The sequence below is a fragment of the Hyella patelloides LEGE 07179 genome (assembly GCF_900659865.1).
Lineage (GTDB): Bacteria > Cyanobacteriota > Cyanobacteriia > Cyanobacteriales > Xenococcaceae > Hyella > Hyella patelloides.
Genome location: NZ_LR213926.1, coordinates 1 through 16,186, shown reverse-complemented (window position 1 = coordinate 16,186; position 16,186 = coordinate 1). Strand labels below are relative to the sequence as shown.

The window sequence follows — 16,186 nt, the reverse complement described above, 5'->3', positions numbered from 1 at the left end:
GATCGCAATCAGTACTGGTTTAATATGGGGAATTGTTGCCACTCTGCGATATTAGAAGTTATTTGTTAAAAATGAAAGCTCAAAATCAGTTAGAAGTGGTTGTGATTGGAGGAGGTGCAGCAGGGGTTTTTGGAGCGATCGCTTGTGCTAATGCTAATCCCCATGCTAAAGTTACTGTGCTGGAAGCTGGTAGTCAGCCTCTAAATAAAGTACGTATTTCTGGTGGGGGAAGATGCAATGTTACCCATCATTGTTTTGAACCTGCTCGATTAGTGCAGAACTATCCTAGAGGGGGTAAGGCTTTACGGGGTGCTTTTTCTCGTTTTCAACCTCAAGATACGGTTAAGTGGTTTCAATCCCGTGGCGTAAAGTTAAAAACCGAAGCCGATGGTAGAATGTTTCCTGTTACTGATAACTCGGAAACTATTATTGATTGTCTGACTACCGCAGCTGATAAAGCAGGAGTTATTTTAGATACTAATAGTGCGGTTAAAACCGTTACTAAATTAGATTTTCAAAAGCAGCAAAAACAGTTTCAAATAGAGTTAAAAAAAGGGAAAATCATTAAATGCGATCGCCTTTTAATGGCTACTGGTAGTAATCCTTTAGGATATCGTTGGGCAAAACATTTAGGACATACTATTGAAACCCCCGTGCCTTCTTTATTTACTTTTAAAATTGACGATCCTAGACTAAAAGGTTTAGCAGGAGTCAGTACAGATAATGCTCAAGTTACCCTGTTAAATTCAGGAAAAAAGCCTTTACAACAAACAGGTGCATTATTAGTTACCCATTGGGGTTTAAGTGCGCCCGCAATTCTTAAATTGTCTGCTTGGGGAGCGCGAATTTTACATGAAAGCAAATATCATTTATCGTTAAAAGTTAATTGGCTACCAAACCACAATCAAGAAACACTTAAAGAATATTTATTAAAAGCAAAAAACGAAACTCCTAAAAAGAAAATTATTAATTACTGTCCTGTTGAATTACCTAAAAGGCTATGGCAAAGCTTAATTAATTACGTTGGTATTAAGCAAGATAAAATCTGGGCAGAAATCAATAAAAAAGAACTTAATAAATTAGTTTTAGAATTAATTCAAGGACAATATCAAATTAAAGGCAAAGGAGTATTTAAAGATGAATTTGTAACCTGTGGCGGAGTCAAATTAAAAGAGATTAATTTCAAAACAATGGAAAGCAAAATCTGTCCTTATCTCTACTTTGCAGGAGAAGTTTTAGACATCGATGGAATTACAGGAGGCTTTAATTTTCAAAGTGCTTGGACTACTGGCTGGTTAGCAGGTAATGCCATGAGTGTTATTGGTTAGCCAATCATACGGTGATATCTATCTAAATAGTCGATCTTTTTTTATTCACTCTCGTACTCGCTTGGTTGCCAAATCAAACCTTAATTCACCAATGTCTCAATTATCTGTGGATTTTTTGGACTTACTTAACCTTAATTTTTGAGCTATTCTACTCATTGTAGAACGACTAATTCTAATTCCACTTTGATCTTCAAACATATTGCATAATTCCTGTAAAGTAGCATCGCTATGCTGTTCGATTAACTCTTTTACTAAATCAATCTGTTCGGGATTTAATTTTGGCGATTTTCCTCCTCTATGTGGTTCAGAATCTACTGTTCCTGTTTGTCTATATTTTTGGATTAATTTTTGCACAAAGCTAGGACTGACTTGAAAACGTTTGGCTACTTGTCTAACTGATTCTTCTCCTTCAAGATATGTATCGACTATTTTTTGTCGCAAATCTCTTGAATACGGTTTCATGATTATTCAACTAGCTTTTATTGAATAAATGCTCTAAACTGTACCTCATTGATATGAAATCAACTTTTATTACACACTACGCATTCCCCAGTCTAAGAAAAATTTGATGTTCTAGATAGGGTCAATGTTTTGGTCTAGGTATGTATTTTTTAGGGAAAAAGTAATGTGGAATACAAATAGCGATTGTATTTTTAGATTATTAGTGCCATCTCTTAGCTACCTTAATGTATTTTACTATGCTTCACAGGTGTTTTAATACCCGTGTTGAATTTTCTCCATGAACTTTAGCTGCACGGTTTATGTTTTTTTGTGAGGTTTTCATGATAATCGGCAAAATAAAAGTCAATAAATTAATTATTAGTTATGAATCGGCAAAAGCAGAAACGTAGTCGTGGTTTAATATTTACTTCTGAAGGATGGCAGAAGTTTCAAGCAAAAAAACAGGATTGGGAAAGCGAAAATAAATCTGGTATCAGATGTACTCTTGAAGAATTGAGCGAACTAACTGGCTTAGCATATAATACCGTCCTTAAAGTGGTAGAACGTGAGAAAGGAGTAGATAAAAGAAGTTTGGTCAAATTCTCGATGGCATTTGATCTGGAATTAAGTCCTAACGATTATATTTCATTAAGCTCGCTTAATTCTTCTGACGACAAGCACGCTATCAAAAAAGTAGACTGGGACGAGTTTATTGAAACGCCGTTTTTTTATGGGCGCACAACAGAACTAACTCTCTTAGAAAAATGGGTAGTAACCGATCGCTGTAAACTGGTTACAATTCAAGGAATAGGAGGAATAGGGAAGACAGCTTTATGCGCTAGGCTAGTCAAGCAAGTCGAACATAAATTTGATTATGTGATTTGGAGATCGCTAAAAACTCTCCCCTCACTCAAAGAACTTTTAGCGGACTTACTTCAAGTTTTATTCGGTGAATCTCAGCTTGAAAGCAATTTATCCTCAAATATTAGCTGTTCTTTACGGCAATTAATTAGTTATTTGCGATCGCATCGTTGTTTAATCGTGCTGGATAATTTGGATGCGATTATGCAGAGTGGTGCAAAATGCGGAGCGTATATCAAAGAATATCATGATTACGGTCGTCTAATTAAATATCTGGGAGAGACTTTGCATCAAAGTTGTTTGCTCTTAACGACGCGAGAAAAACCTCAAGAAGTAGCATTGATGGCAGGAGAAGCCCTTCCAGTTCGTTGTTTAAGATTAGATGGTTTATCAAAGCTGGCAGCACAAAAAATTCTTCTGGCTTCCAATATTTCTGGAACTGAAGCAGAACAAAATAGATTGATTCAAAGGTATTCGGGTCATCCTTTGGCTTTAAAGATAGTTGCCCAAAAAATCAATAGCACCTCCAACCGCAAAATTGCTCGATTTTTTCAACAGGACAACATTATGCTTGAGGAACTCCGCCAGCTTTTGAGCCAGCATATTGAACGCTTATCTAGTCTAGAGCGAAAAATACTGTGCAAATTGGCTATTTTTCCTGAACCTGTCTCTTTTTCTGGGCTACGAAAAGAGATCTCTTTATCAGTATCCTCACACAAGATCATAGATTCCCTAGAATCTCTTTCGAGACGTTCGCTGATTGTTAGGAAATCAGCATTTTTGACCATGCATCCCATAATCAATCTATATGTAACCAATAATACCTAGTTTGTCAGCACAAATTTATTGTAGTTAATGTGTATTTTTAAATTTTCGAATCACACAAATACCTTATTGTAATCAAAAACATTACATAGATGAATATACACAATGAATATAAAAAAAAAGCGCGTTCGTGGTTTTATCCTTAGCCGTCAGGGCTGGCAAAAAGTACAAAATGCCAAAATCGAATGGCAATTTGAAGAGAAACAGGGTTATCAAGTTACCTTGGAAGAAATAGAAGAGCGGGCTGGATTAAGCACAGCTACAATTCGCAAGATATTGACTCGGGATGAAGGAGTTGACAAAAGATCGATCGCTACTCTATTTTCGTCCTTAGATTTAGAATTAACTGCCGATGATTGTACCAGACCAGATCCGCAAAAAAAGCTGGATTCAAAGCAAAATCCCAGAAAAGTTGATTGGGGTGAGGCTGTTGACGTATCGGTTTTCTACGGACGAACTCAAGAACTGGCGACTTTGGATCGGTGGTTGCTGGAAGATCGCTGTCGATTGATTACCGTTATTGGTATGGGAGGGATCGGTAAAACGTCTCTATCTGTTAAGCTGACACAGCAAGTAGAGAATGAATTTGATTGTATTATATGGCGAACGCTAAGAGATGCCCCACCAATTCAACAAATCCTCACTAATCTGATCCAGTTTTTAGGCGATCGACCAATTATCAATACTGATTTACCAGAAAGCGTCAGCGAAAAAATATCTTTGCTCATTAATTGTCTGCGTTCATCGCGCTGTTTGGTAATTCTTGATAATCTTGAATCGCTGCTATGTGACGAAAATAGAGCGGGAATTTGCAGCGAGGAACACCAAGAATATGGCGAACTTTTTCAACGAGTAGGAGAATCTGCCCATCAAAGTTGTGTTTTGTTGACAACTAGGGAAAAGCCCAAAGAAGTGGCATTTTTAGAAGGGGAATCATTTCCAGTTCGTTCCATACAGTTAGATGGTTTTGAAGAAAAAGAAGGAGAAAAAATTCTCAAGCAAAAGGGACTTTCTGACACAGACTCAGAACTGGCAGAATTAGTCAAGCATTATAACGGTAACCCACTGGCTCTCAAAATAGCAGGGACAACCATTCGCGATCTATTTGAAGGCAATATTGCTGAATTTTTGCGCCAAGATACAGCTATTTTTGGTGATATTCGCGACGTTTTAACTCAGCAATTCCAACGTCTGTTAAATACTGAGAAAAAGATCGTGTATTGGCTAGCAATTAATCGCGAGCCGATTACACTAGAACAATTACAAGAAGATTTGGTTGATTGCGCTATAAAATTTGAATTACTAGATGGTTTAGAGTCTCTATCGAGACGGTGTTTAATCGATAAAGTTGAATCTACTGCTACTGAAACAGGGGATGTTCGTTTTACCCTCCAGTCAGTAGTTATGGAGTATGTGATAAATCGATTAATCGAAGCCGTCTGCCAAGAAATTGTTACTCAACATCCCAGGTTGTTTCGGTTGTATGCCTTAGTTAAAGCAACTGCCAAAGATTATATTAAAGAAACTCAAATACGTCTCATTCTTCAACCCATTATTATGAGATTGCTTGATGTTTTAGACTGCCAAAGAAATATTGAAGAGCAACTTAATCAAATTAAAGTAACGTTACAAGAGTCATCACCTCTGCAACCAGGGTACACGGCGGGGAATATTCTAAATCTGCTTTGTTATCTAGGGACAGACTTGAAAGGCTATGATTTTTCCAACTTGTGTATCTGGCAAGCAGATTTACAAAATATCTGCTTACACGATGTAAGTTTCCAAAATGCTAATCTGACCAAGTCAGTTTTTTCAGAAACTTTTAGTGGCATAATATCTCTTGCCTTTAGCTCTGATGGACAAATTTTAGCTGCGGGGGATAGCAATGGTGAAATTCGCTTATGGAGAGTTGCAGATAATCAACCCCTGAAGATTTTCCGAGGTCATACAAGCTGGGTAACTTCCCTTAGCTTTAGCCCTAATGATATGTTGCTTGCTAGTGGCAGTAGTGATAGTAACGTCAAGTTGTGGAATATGGAAACTGGTCAATGTCTCCAAACTTTGACAGAACATCAAGGCGAGGTTTGGTCAGTTGTTTTTACCCCTGATGGTGAGATGTTAGCCAGTGGGAGTGATGACAATACTGTCAGAATCTGGAGAACTAGCACAGGTGAGTGCGTAAAGGTTTTTCAAGAACATACAGGCTGGGTTATATCTCTTGCTTTTAGTTTTGATGGCAATATGCTGGTAAGTGGGAGTGATGATCGCACAATCAGATTATGGAATTTTTATACTGGTGAATGTCTGAGAGTTTTTCAGGGACATCAGGATGGGGTTCGTTCGATTGTTTTTAGTCCTAATAATCAAATGCTAGTAAGTGGCAGTGACGACCATACCTTAAAGTTGTGGGATGTCAATACTGGTGAATGCCTTAAAACATTAAATGAACATACAAATCGAGTATTTTCCGTTGCCCTCAGTCCGAAAGGAGATTGTATTGCCAGTGGCAGTCACGATCGAACAGTAAAAATATGGAATATCAACACAGGTAAATGTATTAGAACTTTTCAAGAGCATTCTAACTGGGTGTTTGCTGTAGCCTTTAATCCAGAAGGAGATACCCTAGCCAGTGGCAGTCGCGACCAAACAGTCAAATTATGGAATTTCAATAAAGGTCAATGCATAAAAACCTTTCAAGGATATTCTAATCAGGTTTTGTCAGTTTGCTTTAGTCCCGACAATCAGAAGTTAGCCAGTGGTAGCCAGGATCGAACAATAAGGTTATGGAATGTACGTACTGGTGTATGTCTCAAAACACTTCAAGGACATCTTAATTGGGTCTATTCTGTGGTATTTAGTCCCCAAGGCGATCGCTTAATAAGTGGCAGTGAAGACAAAACCATCAAATTATGGGATATCAACACCAATCAATGCCTGAAAACATTCGGGGGGCATAGTGCGGGAGTGAGGTCAGTTGCTTTCAGTCGAGATGGCAACATTTTGGCTAGTGGCAGTGACGACCATCAGGTAATGCTTTGGGATGTTAACAATGGTCAGGTTTTGAGAATTCTCAAAGAACACCAAGCTGCAATCTGGTCAATTGCTTTTAGTCCCGATGGCAACATTTTGGCTAGTGGTTCGTTAGATCGAACAATTAAACTATGGAATATACGTACTGGTGAATGTCTTAAAACTTTGACAGGACATGAAACATGGGTTTGGTCAGTTACCTTTAGCCCAGATGGCAACACCTTAGCGAGTTCCAGTCCTGATGGAACTGCAAAATTCTGGAATGTTAGCACTGGCAAATGTAAAAAAAGTTTTAATTCATTTATGGGCTGGTTACTTTCAACCGCTTTTAGTCAAGATGGTCAAATGTTCGCAGCTAGCAGTCAAGATTGTACCATTAAACTCTGGGATGCTAAGAACTATGAATTAATTAAAACTTTTTCAGGACATGAAAGCGGCTATATTTGGTCAGTCGTTTTTTGTTTAGATAGTCAAATTATAGCTAGCGGTAGCGAAGACGAAACAATTAAACTTTGGAATATAAAAACTGGAAACTGTTTGAACACTTTAAAGACAGAAGGTTTATATAAAGATTTGAATTTAGGAGGAGCTAATGGTTTATCAGAATCAACTAGATTGGGTTTAAAAACATTAGGCATTGTCGATTGAACTTGATTTTCATTTCTAAATTAATTAGTCAATCAAGCAATATCCAGATAGGGAGATAGGTTAAATGTTAATTACTTTCGATTCTGACCACTAGCTAGTTGATTCCAAACATTTGGGTAAAGGGTTACCTCATCAAAAGTTTATTTAGACCGCTCCTCTCGCAAGTAATATTTCTTCTCCAGATTCATCATCACCTAAAATGTCTTCCCATTCGCGATCCAGATGGATTTCTTCCTTGGTTTCGTCATTACTTCTACTAATAGGTTCAAAAGGCTTTTGTGTCTCTTGGTTCTCAGACTGTTGCTTGGTTGCTGGGCTGAGAGCCTCCTTATTTGATAACGGTTCTACTGCTGCTGTGGCTGTGGATGTAGCGATCGCACAAAAACTGAGAAAAGTTAATAAAGTAAAAGATTTTTTGCTGTTGTTGTTGTTGAATTTCATAAGATACTCCTAATGTGTTCAAAAAATTTGGGTCAAGGGTTCTGTCATCAAAAGTTTATTGATGATTTGTGGCTTTCTTTCCGTTCAGAAAGAAAATAAGATTTTCGATGGAACGATACTAGTATTTGAAGGCTTCTAATTTTTGCTGTTGTTCCGTTGTTGATGGATAGTCATTCTCGCGGATACTAAAGTATCGTTTTGCCGTTTCGTAGCAAGCGATCGCAATATCATTTCGCTCTGCTGGAGTTGATGCTGCTATTATCTCCAAGTTTTCTGCTACGTGTTCCACATCACTGCCAATGGAACTATGAACCCGTAGACAACGAGTAGCATTGATCCCAGAGGGAATTATTGCTTCTATCGCCTGAATATGCTTTTCTTGAACAGCAAGGGCGATACGTTCTAGGGTGTAAGAATAGCCTACCACTCTGATTGGGTCTGAAGTTTGAACGCTACGAATAAAGTAATCCACAAGAACTTTAGCTGAAGGTGGCATAAAAGTATTGACTACAGCTTGAGCCTGATATCCTAATGACTGAATATCCAGTAAAGCAAGTCTGTCATGTCCAGTTTCTTCCAGAGCCTTTTCCTCTGCCCATTCTGCCAAGCAATGGCGACCCTTTACTTCAAAGCGTTGCGCTGCTTCCTTCATTAGTTGTGGTGTGGGTTGAGTCGTATGATATTGACTAACCAGACTCCAAATCCAAGTGGTTAGATTTAAATCAGGAAGTCGTCGCTCGACAGAAGCAGCCCGCTTACCTAATATGATGGCGGTATCAAGTAGCTTTTTGGTCGCTTCAATATTCCCTATATTGCTGTTGCTAGTCGATGGTTGAGGTAAAAAATTGTTATGATTACCAGAATCAGGACTGTAGACCCAAACTCGATCGGCTGTTGCCATAATGATTTGATTTTGGTTAAGTCTCACACTATCTACAACAGAAGAATCTGTTACAGGTTGCTCCCTCAAAACTTGATTCAAGGGTGGTGAAACTTGGGTGTAACAAGTAGCATGGGAACTACCTTTACAAGTATTAGTGTTAGATGGTTCGGTAGAAACACTGATGGAAATCCCATCTTTCTTGCTTTCAGTGGCAGATACTTTCATAATGTCAACGAGTAAATCCGTGTTTGCTATGAATTCAGTCTCTTATTTTTCGCTAAAATCAACTACGCAAGATAAGAAAGATAAAAAAATGTTAAAAATTTTTTAGTGAACCTTGTGGGAATCCTCCGCTTCTACCCGATCATGACTGTGGTTGAGGGATTTTTGAAATTTTCTGAAATACAAGTGTAAGCAAGAGAAAACAGTTTTTCTGCGGATAAATAAATAGATTTTTGCCATCTTATCCGAAATTCTATTTATACACAATACTTATCGGTAAAATTGTTAAATCTTATAGAGAAATGATAGATAAGGGGCTGTATGCGCTAGAGTGAGGGACACTGAGGAGACCTCAACAGCTTGTACGCAGAGTTGCGTCTCTACAATAAGTGTTTATGAGATGTTTTTACGGAAGGAAATGCGTGATTGAAAAGCGCGTATATTCCATTTATCCTTATTATTCCCCTCTGACGGGACGAATGGGGACTCCCGTGTTGATAATCGGATTTGGGATGAAAAGACTTGTAATCACTGCCTGAATGTAACCGATATAGCGATATAGCGATATCAGTATAGGCTAAGACATTTTTTGTACCCGATTCCCTTCAAAGTCAATCTATTCTTTTTTCTAGGTTCTTTGATAAACTTACAATGCCTGAAAGCAATGTTATATAAAGATTTGGTTTCAATTGTGTATAGTTGGTCGGGAATAAATTTCCTCCTTTGTCTTTAATCTTGCGAGAGGGAAGACCCCCACGTACCTTGGCGGGATGGAGCTTATCCCCATTCGAGGACAATGTGAACACTTGGGGTTTCCTCAAGTAACAGCCCCTCATGAGAACGAGGGCGATAACTTAACAATTTGGACATAGAATCTTCATCTAGTAAGGGTTTGAACTGTTCTACTATTGGTTTAGAGGAAAAGTAATGGGCATTGGTGACAAGTTAAGATACTACGCTATTTGTCAATCTGTTTTAAGCTCCAAGCTCTAAGCTCTAAGCTTATGAGATATTTTGAGTCATGTTTACCACAATATCAGCGATCGCTTAATTAGGAAGCTCAAATCTACATCTAGAGTTGGTTAATGTTACAGACGCTGTATTTAGTAGTTGACCGATACTATTTTTGCCTAACTTGTCACCATTAGGTAATAGGCATTGGTGACAAGTTAAGCATGAATGCCAAATGTCAAGAGGGGAAAGGAGATAAATTAAGGGGTGGTGTAACTCGTTTTGGGCGAGGGGGTTTAATTATTCCTAAGTCTTGATTCTTAGGACTCGTCAAATAAGCAATCAAGGAGGAATCATTTCCAGTAGTTGAGGAAAGTTAACTTTTTTTCTTAACTTGTTTATTTTTACTTGAGTTAAAACCATGAAATTTTGCAGAATAGACATAGTAATTAAGTTAATGATTACTGGTTAAATGCAGCGAAGTTCAACCATCTAAAATACCTTTTTTGTGTTGATCGCCAGGAAAGATCTAGGAAAGCAAGCTTCAGAACTTAGACTAACTGACTGGATTATTTGTCAGTAGAAATGCAGCATAGTTGCAGTTTACCAAGTAGCAAATTCTATGCTGGCATTGCAGTTTATTGAATTTAATTACGTAACAAATAGGTTAAGAGAAGTATATGAATTTAAGTTACTTATCCAGAGATGGTAAATTTCCCGATTCCATCTCACTATCTGATATTAATCTACTCGTAAAAACCGAAAAACTGTTTTTTCAAGCACAACATCCACTTCCTTTGCTAAACAAGGTTTTTAGGTTTATTGGAGAAAACTACCAAAATCAGATTAGTCTGCGAGAGGTAGCTCAAGAGGTTACACGTTCTCCTGCTTATTTAACTAGTTTAGTGCGACGAGAAACTGGTAAAACAGTTCTAGCTTGGATTAAAGAGTATCGTATGGCAAAAGCACGTCAGCTACTTCTCAAAACTAATCAATCAGTAGAACAGATTAGCGAAGCTGTTGGCTATTTTGATCGCCGTCATTTCAGTCGCCAATTTGTTCAATTTCATCAGTTAACCCCTCAAGCTTGGCGCAAAAAAAATCAAAGTGGCAAGAGCTTACTTGACCTGAGAATTAGAAATCGCGGTACAGATATTACTAACCAAGAATCAGAGCGACTCCAAGTCTGTCTGCAAGAATTAGCATCGATTCTTTATCAGAAAACGGCTCCCGATCGCCTTATTGCCTTGGAAGATATTGAATGTGATTCCATTATTCAAACTGATAATGGCTGTATACAAGTAACTTTTAGAACTTCTGCCCAATTATCCAGTTAGTTTAATAGCCAAATATTTTCGTCACTAAATCTTCTCTTCCAGTTTTCTCAGTTAAAACAAGCGATCGCTAAACGAATAAAAGTCAGGAGAGTAAACTTTGATAATGAGCAAGCAAAGACGTAAGCGTGGTGTTATTCTCACTTCAGAAGGATTGCAAAAGCTTAAAGACGCTAGACGTGAGTCTGAATATAGAGATAATTTTGGTGAAAGATATACCTACGAAAAAATAAGTGAAATCACTTATTTGGATATCAACACCATTAAAAGAGTACTCAAATGTCAAGAAGGAGTTGATAAGCGAACACTTGAGCGTTTTTTTATTGGCTTTAACTTGGAACTAACCAGCGAGGACATTACAAAACCCAATCTTCATAAACGTCAGGATTTGGGAGGGGCAATCTGTGTCTCTAATTTTTATGGGCGCACTACTGAATTAATTCAATTAGAGCAATGGCTACTTCAAGACAGATGCCGATTAGTGACAATATTGGGCATTGGTGGAGTTGGTAAAACTGCTTTGTCAATTAAGTTAATCAACCAAATTGGCGATAAATTTGATTGTGTTATCTGGAGATCCCTCAAAGATGCTCCACCCATTGAGAAATTTATTACCGATCTACTTCAGTTTTTGTCTAAAAAGCAGTTAACTAAAGCTGAACTACCACATTGCACCAGTGACAAGATAACCAGGTTAATCGGCTATTTACGCTCTTCGCGCTGTCTTGTGGTACTTGATAATTTAGAGTCGTTGCTATGCAGTAATGCTCCAGCAGGAATTTGTCGCCAAGGATATGAAAAATATAGTGAACTCTTCAGGCGATTAGGAGAAACAGATCACCAAAGTTGTCTGCTACTAACTTCTCGCGAGAAACCTAGTTCAGTAGCTGCTCTTGAAGGAGAAAAACTTCCAGTTAAAACTTTTAAATTGAATGGTTTAAGGGAGCAAGAAGGTCAAAAAATTCTGAAAATCAAGGGGCTTGATAGCTCGGAACTGGAGTTGAACCAGCTTGTCCAGCAATGTAGCGGTAATGCCTCAGCATTGAAAATAGTAGCAACAACCATTCAGGATGTGTTTGCAGGGAATGTCGCCGAGTTTTTGTCGAAAGAAATGATAGTGTTTGGTGATATTTATAAGCTTTTAGATGAACAATTTGAGCGTTTATCTATTTTGGAACAAGAAGTTGTCTACTGGCTGGCAATTAATCGAAAACCAATTTCCTTCTCTCAGTTGCGCGAAAAAATGGGCTTAGCAGTCTCTAAATTAAATTTAATAGAGGGGTTAGAGTCTTTGTCACGTCGCTCGATAATTGAGTCTCAGCAATCCTATTTTAAACTTCAGTCAATTATCATGGAGTATATTCTCTGTCGATTTGCCAAGACAGAAGATACGATGGTATTGCAAAAAGCAGAAACCACTTAATTGTCAAGTCACCGTTACTCCGCCTTAAAAAGACGGGGCTTCCTCTGACTTCATCAAGTCACCGTTACTCAATTTATTTACTCTAGAATACGATCGCCTTTTCAAAATTACTGCTTTCTCAAAGGCGATCGCTAGACAAGATTAACTCTCCCGTTTATTTCTTTGATTCAAAAATAGGTTTTTGCAATATTGCTACATCACTTAACAAAATGATTTCTTAAAGTAAACCGTAGTTAATCTCAAATATAATGACAGACAAGAGTTTAGCTTTGGATGAAGCTCTTTATAAATATTTTCAAGCTGTCTCGCTTCAAGAGTCAACAGTGCTTACTAAGTTAAGAGCCGAAACAGCAAAACTCCCAATGAGTATCATGCAAATTGCTCCAGAACAAGGTCAATTTATGGCTTTGTTGGTCAAGTTAATTGGGGCAAAAAAAGCTTTAGAAATAGGCGTTTTTACGGGCTACAGTGCTTTAGTAGTAGCCTTAGCTTTACCTGATGATGGCAAAATAATCGCCTGTGATAAAGATGAGCGATATACTAATATGGCTAAACCCTATTGGGAAGAAGCAGGTGTCAGTCACAAAATAGATTTAAGAATTGCTCCTGCGTTAGAAACTTTAGCTGAGTTGATAGCAACAGGACAAGAAAATACTTTTGATTTTGCCTTTATTGATGCGGATAAAGGTAATTATTCTAACTATTACGAACAGGCTTTAAAATTAGTCAGACCAGGGGGTTTAATTGCGATCGATAATGTATTATGGTCGGGAAGAGTAGCCGATCCAGAAGATACTGACAAGCGAACAATTGCAATTCGAGAATTTAATCAAAAACTCTATCAAGACAAGCGAGTAGATATTAGTTTAGTACCCATTGCCGATGGTTTAACTTTAGCTATGAAATTAAACTATATTTAGTTATAAAACAGAGTTTCTCAGAAAACTGAGAACTTTCCGCGAGATTGATAATGGGGAAGATTCAGCCAAATATTCACAGTTACTTAGTTACACCCAGTACTAAATTATTCTATCGCGCTACCAGATTGCAAGTTTGATATGTCTGTCCAGCCATAAGCAATCTCTGTTAACTTATTACTTCCCCTTTCAATCTCTTTTTCCAATACTTTTTGTCCCCCAAGTAACTCATAAAATCTGTGTGCAGGATTGTCTGCTAATACCCACACCAGCATAGAACGAATCTCCATTTGTCCTAATCTTTGAGCCACTTTCTGAACTAATTTACGCCCCATTCCTTGTTTTTGATGACTCTTCAGGATATAAATTGCATTCAATTCACCTCGATAAATTAAATTACCAGTGCGTTCTAATCCACCATCAGCAAAACCAACTACGTGATGTGATTCATCCTCTGCAACATATATAAAGCTGTTATTTTGGGGAGCGTCATTGAAAATTTGATACCAAATCTTTTCCCGCTTCTTGTAAGATAGATTTTCCAGATACTCATCCGACACAATTCCTCGATAAGTAGTTCGCCAACTATCCACGTGAACTTTTGCAATAGCAGGTATATCACTATTGGTTGCTTCTCGCACAATCATTTTTAACTCCAGGTTTTAAGCTGATGATTTTCTGGTAATTTAAAATCGCTACGCGATTAGCTGTAAGCTATAGGCTATAACCTATTAGCTACAAGCTTGCATAATGAGGGCAATTTTACTCATCATTATGTCTTATTCCACTTCTTGCATAGTGGAGGAATTAAACAAAGCTTACAGCAAGCGAGCTTAAAGCTTATAGCTGGTTAAAATTTTTAGCGGTTTTTGGCTCTGGCTTTATCACCTAAGATAACATCCAAGTAATTTCCTCAGTTTTTTGAGATCGTACTTTTCTTTTGTACATTCTCAACTTAAAATATAAAGCGTTACATATTACTCATCTCCAAAGAATTGAGATTCGCTAATATACTAAAAAAGCGAGGATGGAATTATGAGTGGTAAAACCAATCGACGTAACTTTATTCTGGGTAGTGTTGCAGCAGCTACGGCGATAGGATACAAAGCAGTTTCTCACAAACCTCAACCCACTATTGCTGTATCAGAAATCCCTTCATCTATGCCAGAAAGGATACTGGGAAAAACCAATATTAGCTTACCTGTTTTGGGTTTAGGTGGAGCAGGGCAAACACCAATCTCTAAGAGAGGACAAGATAAAGAAGCGATCGCTTTAATCGAAAAAGCCTTAGAATTGGGCATACGCTACTTTGATACTGCCGAAATGTATGGTATCTCAGAACAGCAATTTGGTCAGGTTTTACCATCTTATCGCGACAGCATTTATATCAATAGTAAAACCAATGCCAGAGATTATGACGGTGCTTGGCGACATTTGGAAAAATCTCTCAAACTTCTCAAAACAGACTATTTAGACTGTTGGCAAATGCATCATTTGTCTGTTTCGGAAGAATTAGAGCAAATATTTGGGAAAAACGGAGCGATTAAAGCTGTTGAAGAAGCAAAAGAACAAGGCATAATTAAATTTTCTGGTGTTACGGGACATTATGAACCAGATGTTATTGTGAAAGCTTTACAACGTTACGATTTTGATACTATCCTTATTTCTTTAAATGCTGCGGATATCCATCATCCTCGTCCTTTTTCTACCACAGTATTACCAGTAGCTCAAGCTAAGAACGTCGGCGTTATTGCGATGAAAGTACCCGCTTATGGTCGTTTGTTCAAGCCTAATCTATTAAGTGGCATGGAGCAAGCGATGGGTTATAGTCTTTCTCTACCAGGAGTGCATGGTTGTGTGATTGCTGCGGAAAATCCCGAACAACTAGAGTCTAATGTCAAAGTAGCTCAAAATTATCAAGCGTTAACCCAAGCACAAATGCAGGATATAGAAAAATTAACTGCTAATGCAGGTGAAGACGGCTCATTTTTCCGTAACTGGGGATAGTTTAAAGGATGAATTACTACGTCCTCGAAGGGGGATGAAGTATGAGGAAGATGATATTATCTTGTCCCTCGCTATGTAGGTGGTAAGGAATATTTTGCGCTTGCACTTGATTTAAGATTAAAGCATGAAGTAATGAATCACGAAATAAATATAATGGATGTCGGTCAAATAAAGTTGCTCGATCCTTCCTTTCAAAAATCAAAAATCTGTGAATCAATACTTCGAGCTTTACCACAATGGTTTGGGATTGAAAAAGCACTGCTTCATTATCTAAAAGAAATTGAAAATAACCCTACTTTGTTTGCATTAGTCGAGCATGAATATGTAGGCTTTTTGAGTTTTAAGCAACATAATCAATACGCAGCAGAACTCTATGTAATGGGTGTTCGTTTTGAAGCTCAGCGTCAAGGTATTGGTCGCGCTTTAGTTCGTTATACAGAGTCAATTCTACGTCAGCAAAAGCTTGAGTATTGGCAAGTTAAAACTCTTGCTGCTTCTCATCCCGATCCATTTTATGCACAAACACGAGCTTTTTATTTGGCAATGGGATTTAGACCTTTGGAGGAGCTAACACAACTGTGGGGACAAGATAATCCTTGCTTACTGATGGTCAAATATCTGTAACGTATGATGAAGCCTATTTCCCTAGCTCCCTATTTCTCTCAATTTAAAAAGGATAAAAAAGCCCTAGTTTAGCCCCCTTTTTCTCCTGAACCATCTACCTAGGGATTTATCCCTCTTTTGTCACTTTCCGAAACAGAGGAGTAGCAGAAACAGAGTTTATCCATCAGGCAAATAAAAAGAAAATTGATTCATTGCAGCAATCAATCGATGAAAACCAAGTAGTAAAGAACGGTTAGGAAAGATGTCTAACC

General features: G+C 37.9%; 12 protein-coding genes. 8 read left to right on the top strand and 4 right to left on the bottom strand.

The genetic code is table 11. The features are described from left to right. The first annotated feature begins 71 nt into the window (after window positions 1-71). Complete coding sequence (locus H1P_RS21470; RefSeq protein ID WP_144871185.1) at window positions 72-1,328, top strand: BaiN/RdsA family NAD(P)/FAD-dependent oxidoreductase; 1,257 nt, start codon at window positions 72-74, stop codon at window positions 1,326-1,328. A gap of 96 nt (window positions 1,329-1,424) precedes the next feature. On the opposite strand, the gene H1P_RS21465 is transcribed toward H1P_RS21470, so the two are convergent. After that, entirely contained in the window at window positions 1,425-1,790 is a 366-nt protein-coding gene (locus H1P_RS21465; protein WP_144871183.1) for a helix-turn-helix domain-containing protein, read from the bottom strand. Between the two features lie 363 nt (window positions 1,791-2,153). Here H1P_RS21465 and H1P_RS21460 point away from each other — a divergent pair, with 363 nt between their 5' ends. Beyond that, a complete protein-coding gene (locus H1P_RS21460; RefSeq protein WP_144871181.1) occupies window positions 2,154-3,458 on the top strand; it encodes an NB-ARC domain-containing protein in 1,305 nt (434 codons plus the stop codon). 102 nt (window positions 3,459-3,560) lie between these two features. Further along, window positions 3,561-7,133 (top strand): WD40 domain-containing protein, encoded by a 3,573-nt coding sequence (locus H1P_RS21455; RefSeq protein WP_144871179.1) that lies wholly within the window; start codon window positions 3,561-3,563, stop codon window positions 7,131-7,133. A 144-nt stretch (window positions 7,134-7,277) separates the two neighbouring features. Here the strand turns inward: H1P_RS21455 and H1P_RS21450 are convergent, their stop codons facing one another. Then, on the bottom strand, window positions 7,278-7,574 hold the full coding sequence (locus H1P_RS21450) for a hypothetical protein (RefSeq protein WP_144871177.1): 297 nt from the start codon (window positions 7,572-7,574) through the stop codon (window positions 7,278-7,280). 118 nt (window positions 7,575-7,692) lie between these two features. Further along, window positions 7,693-8,682 (bottom strand): hypothetical protein, encoded by a 990-nt coding sequence (locus H1P_RS21445; protein WP_222427159.1) that lies wholly within the window; start codon window positions 8,680-8,682, stop codon window positions 7,693-7,695. A 1,628-nt stretch (window positions 8,683-10,310) separates the two neighbouring features. Here H1P_RS21445 and H1P_RS21440 point away from each other — a divergent pair. The 3 genes from H1P_RS21440 to H1P_RS21430 all read left to right on the top strand — a co-directional run bounded on the left by H1P_RS21440 (window position 10,311) and on the right by H1P_RS21430 (window position 13,307). Further along, window positions 10,311-10,967 (top strand): helix-turn-helix domain-containing protein, encoded by a 657-nt coding sequence (locus tag H1P_RS21440; protein WP_144871175.1) that lies wholly within the window; start codon window positions 10,311-10,313, stop codon window positions 10,965-10,967. Window positions 10,968-11,070: 103 nt separating this feature from the next. After that, window positions 11,071-12,387, top strand: coding sequence for an NB-ARC domain-containing protein (locus H1P_RS21435; RefSeq protein ID WP_144871173.1), 1,317 nt, complete (start codon window positions 11,071-11,073; stop codon window positions 12,385-12,387). 248 nt (window positions 12,388-12,635) lie between these two features. Then, window positions 12,636-13,307, top strand: coding sequence for a class I SAM-dependent methyltransferase (locus H1P_RS21430; protein ID WP_144871171.1), 672 nt, complete (start codon window positions 12,636-12,638; stop codon window positions 13,305-13,307). A 104-nt stretch (window positions 13,308-13,411) separates the two neighbouring features. Here the strand turns inward: H1P_RS21430 and H1P_RS21425 are convergent, their stop codons facing one another. After that, window positions 13,412-13,951 carry a GNAT family N-acetyltransferase gene (locus tag H1P_RS21425; RefSeq protein ID WP_144871169.1) on the bottom strand — a complete coding sequence of 180 codons (540 nt, stop codon included), beginning with the start codon at window positions 13,949-13,951 and terminating at the stop codon, window positions 13,412-13,414. A gap of 388 nt (window positions 13,952-14,339) precedes the next feature. On the opposite strand from H1P_RS21425, the gene H1P_RS21420 reads away from it, so the two are divergent. Further along, the gene (locus H1P_RS21420) at window positions 14,340-15,311 is read left to right on the top strand and encodes an aldo/keto reductase (protein ID WP_144871167.1); all 972 of its coding nucleotides are present in this window, start codon (window positions 14,340-14,342) and stop codon (window positions 15,309-15,311) included. Between the two features lie 132 nt (window positions 15,312-15,443). Further along, window positions 15,444-15,935 carry a GNAT family N-acetyltransferase gene (locus tag H1P_RS21415; RefSeq protein WP_144871165.1) on the top strand — a complete coding sequence of 164 codons (492 nt, stop codon included), beginning with the start codon at window positions 15,444-15,446 and terminating at the stop codon, window positions 15,933-15,935. Window positions 15,936-16,186: the final 251 nt, after the last annotated feature.

Coding starts and splice junctions, on each gene's coding strand:
- H1P_RS21470 (WP_144871185.1), top strand. CDS start 72: ATGAAAGCTCAAAATCAGTTAGAAGTGGTTGTGATTGGAGGAGGTGCA.
- H1P_RS21465 (WP_144871183.1), bottom strand. CDS start 1,790: ATGAAACCGTATTCAAGAGATTTGCGACAAAAAATAGTCGATACATAT.
- H1P_RS21460 (WP_144871181.1), top strand. CDS start 2,154: ATGAATCGGCAAAAGCAGAAACGTAGTCGTGGTTTAATATTTACTTCT.
- H1P_RS21455 (WP_144871179.1), top strand. CDS start 3,561: ATGAATATAAAAAAAAAGCGCGTTCGTGGTTTTATCCTTAGCCGTCAG.
- H1P_RS21450 (WP_144871177.1), bottom strand. CDS start 7,574: ATGAAATTCAACAACAACAACAGCAAAAAATCTTTTACTTTATTAACT.
- H1P_RS21445 (WP_222427159.1), bottom strand. CDS start 8,682: ATGAAAGTATCTGCCACTGAAAGCAAGAAAGATGGGATTTCCATCAGT.
- H1P_RS21440 (WP_144871175.1), top strand. CDS start 10,311: ATGAATTTAAGTTACTTATCCAGAGATGGTAAATTTCCCGATTCCATC.
- H1P_RS21435 (WP_144871173.1), top strand. CDS start 11,071: ATGAGCAAGCAAAGACGTAAGCGTGGTGTTATTCTCACTTCAGAAGGA.
- H1P_RS21430 (WP_144871171.1), top strand. CDS start 12,636: ATGACAGACAAGAGTTTAGCTTTGGATGAAGCTCTTTATAAATATTTT.
- H1P_RS21425 (WP_144871169.1), bottom strand. CDS start 13,951: ATGATTGTGCGAGAAGCAACCAATAGTGATATACCTGCTATTGCAAAA.
- H1P_RS21420 (WP_144871167.1), top strand. CDS start 14,340: ATGAGTGGTAAAACCAATCGACGTAACTTTATTCTGGGTAGTGTTGCA.
- H1P_RS21415 (WP_144871165.1), top strand. CDS start 15,444: ATGAATCACGAAATAAATATAATGGATGTCGGTCAAATAAAGTTGCTC.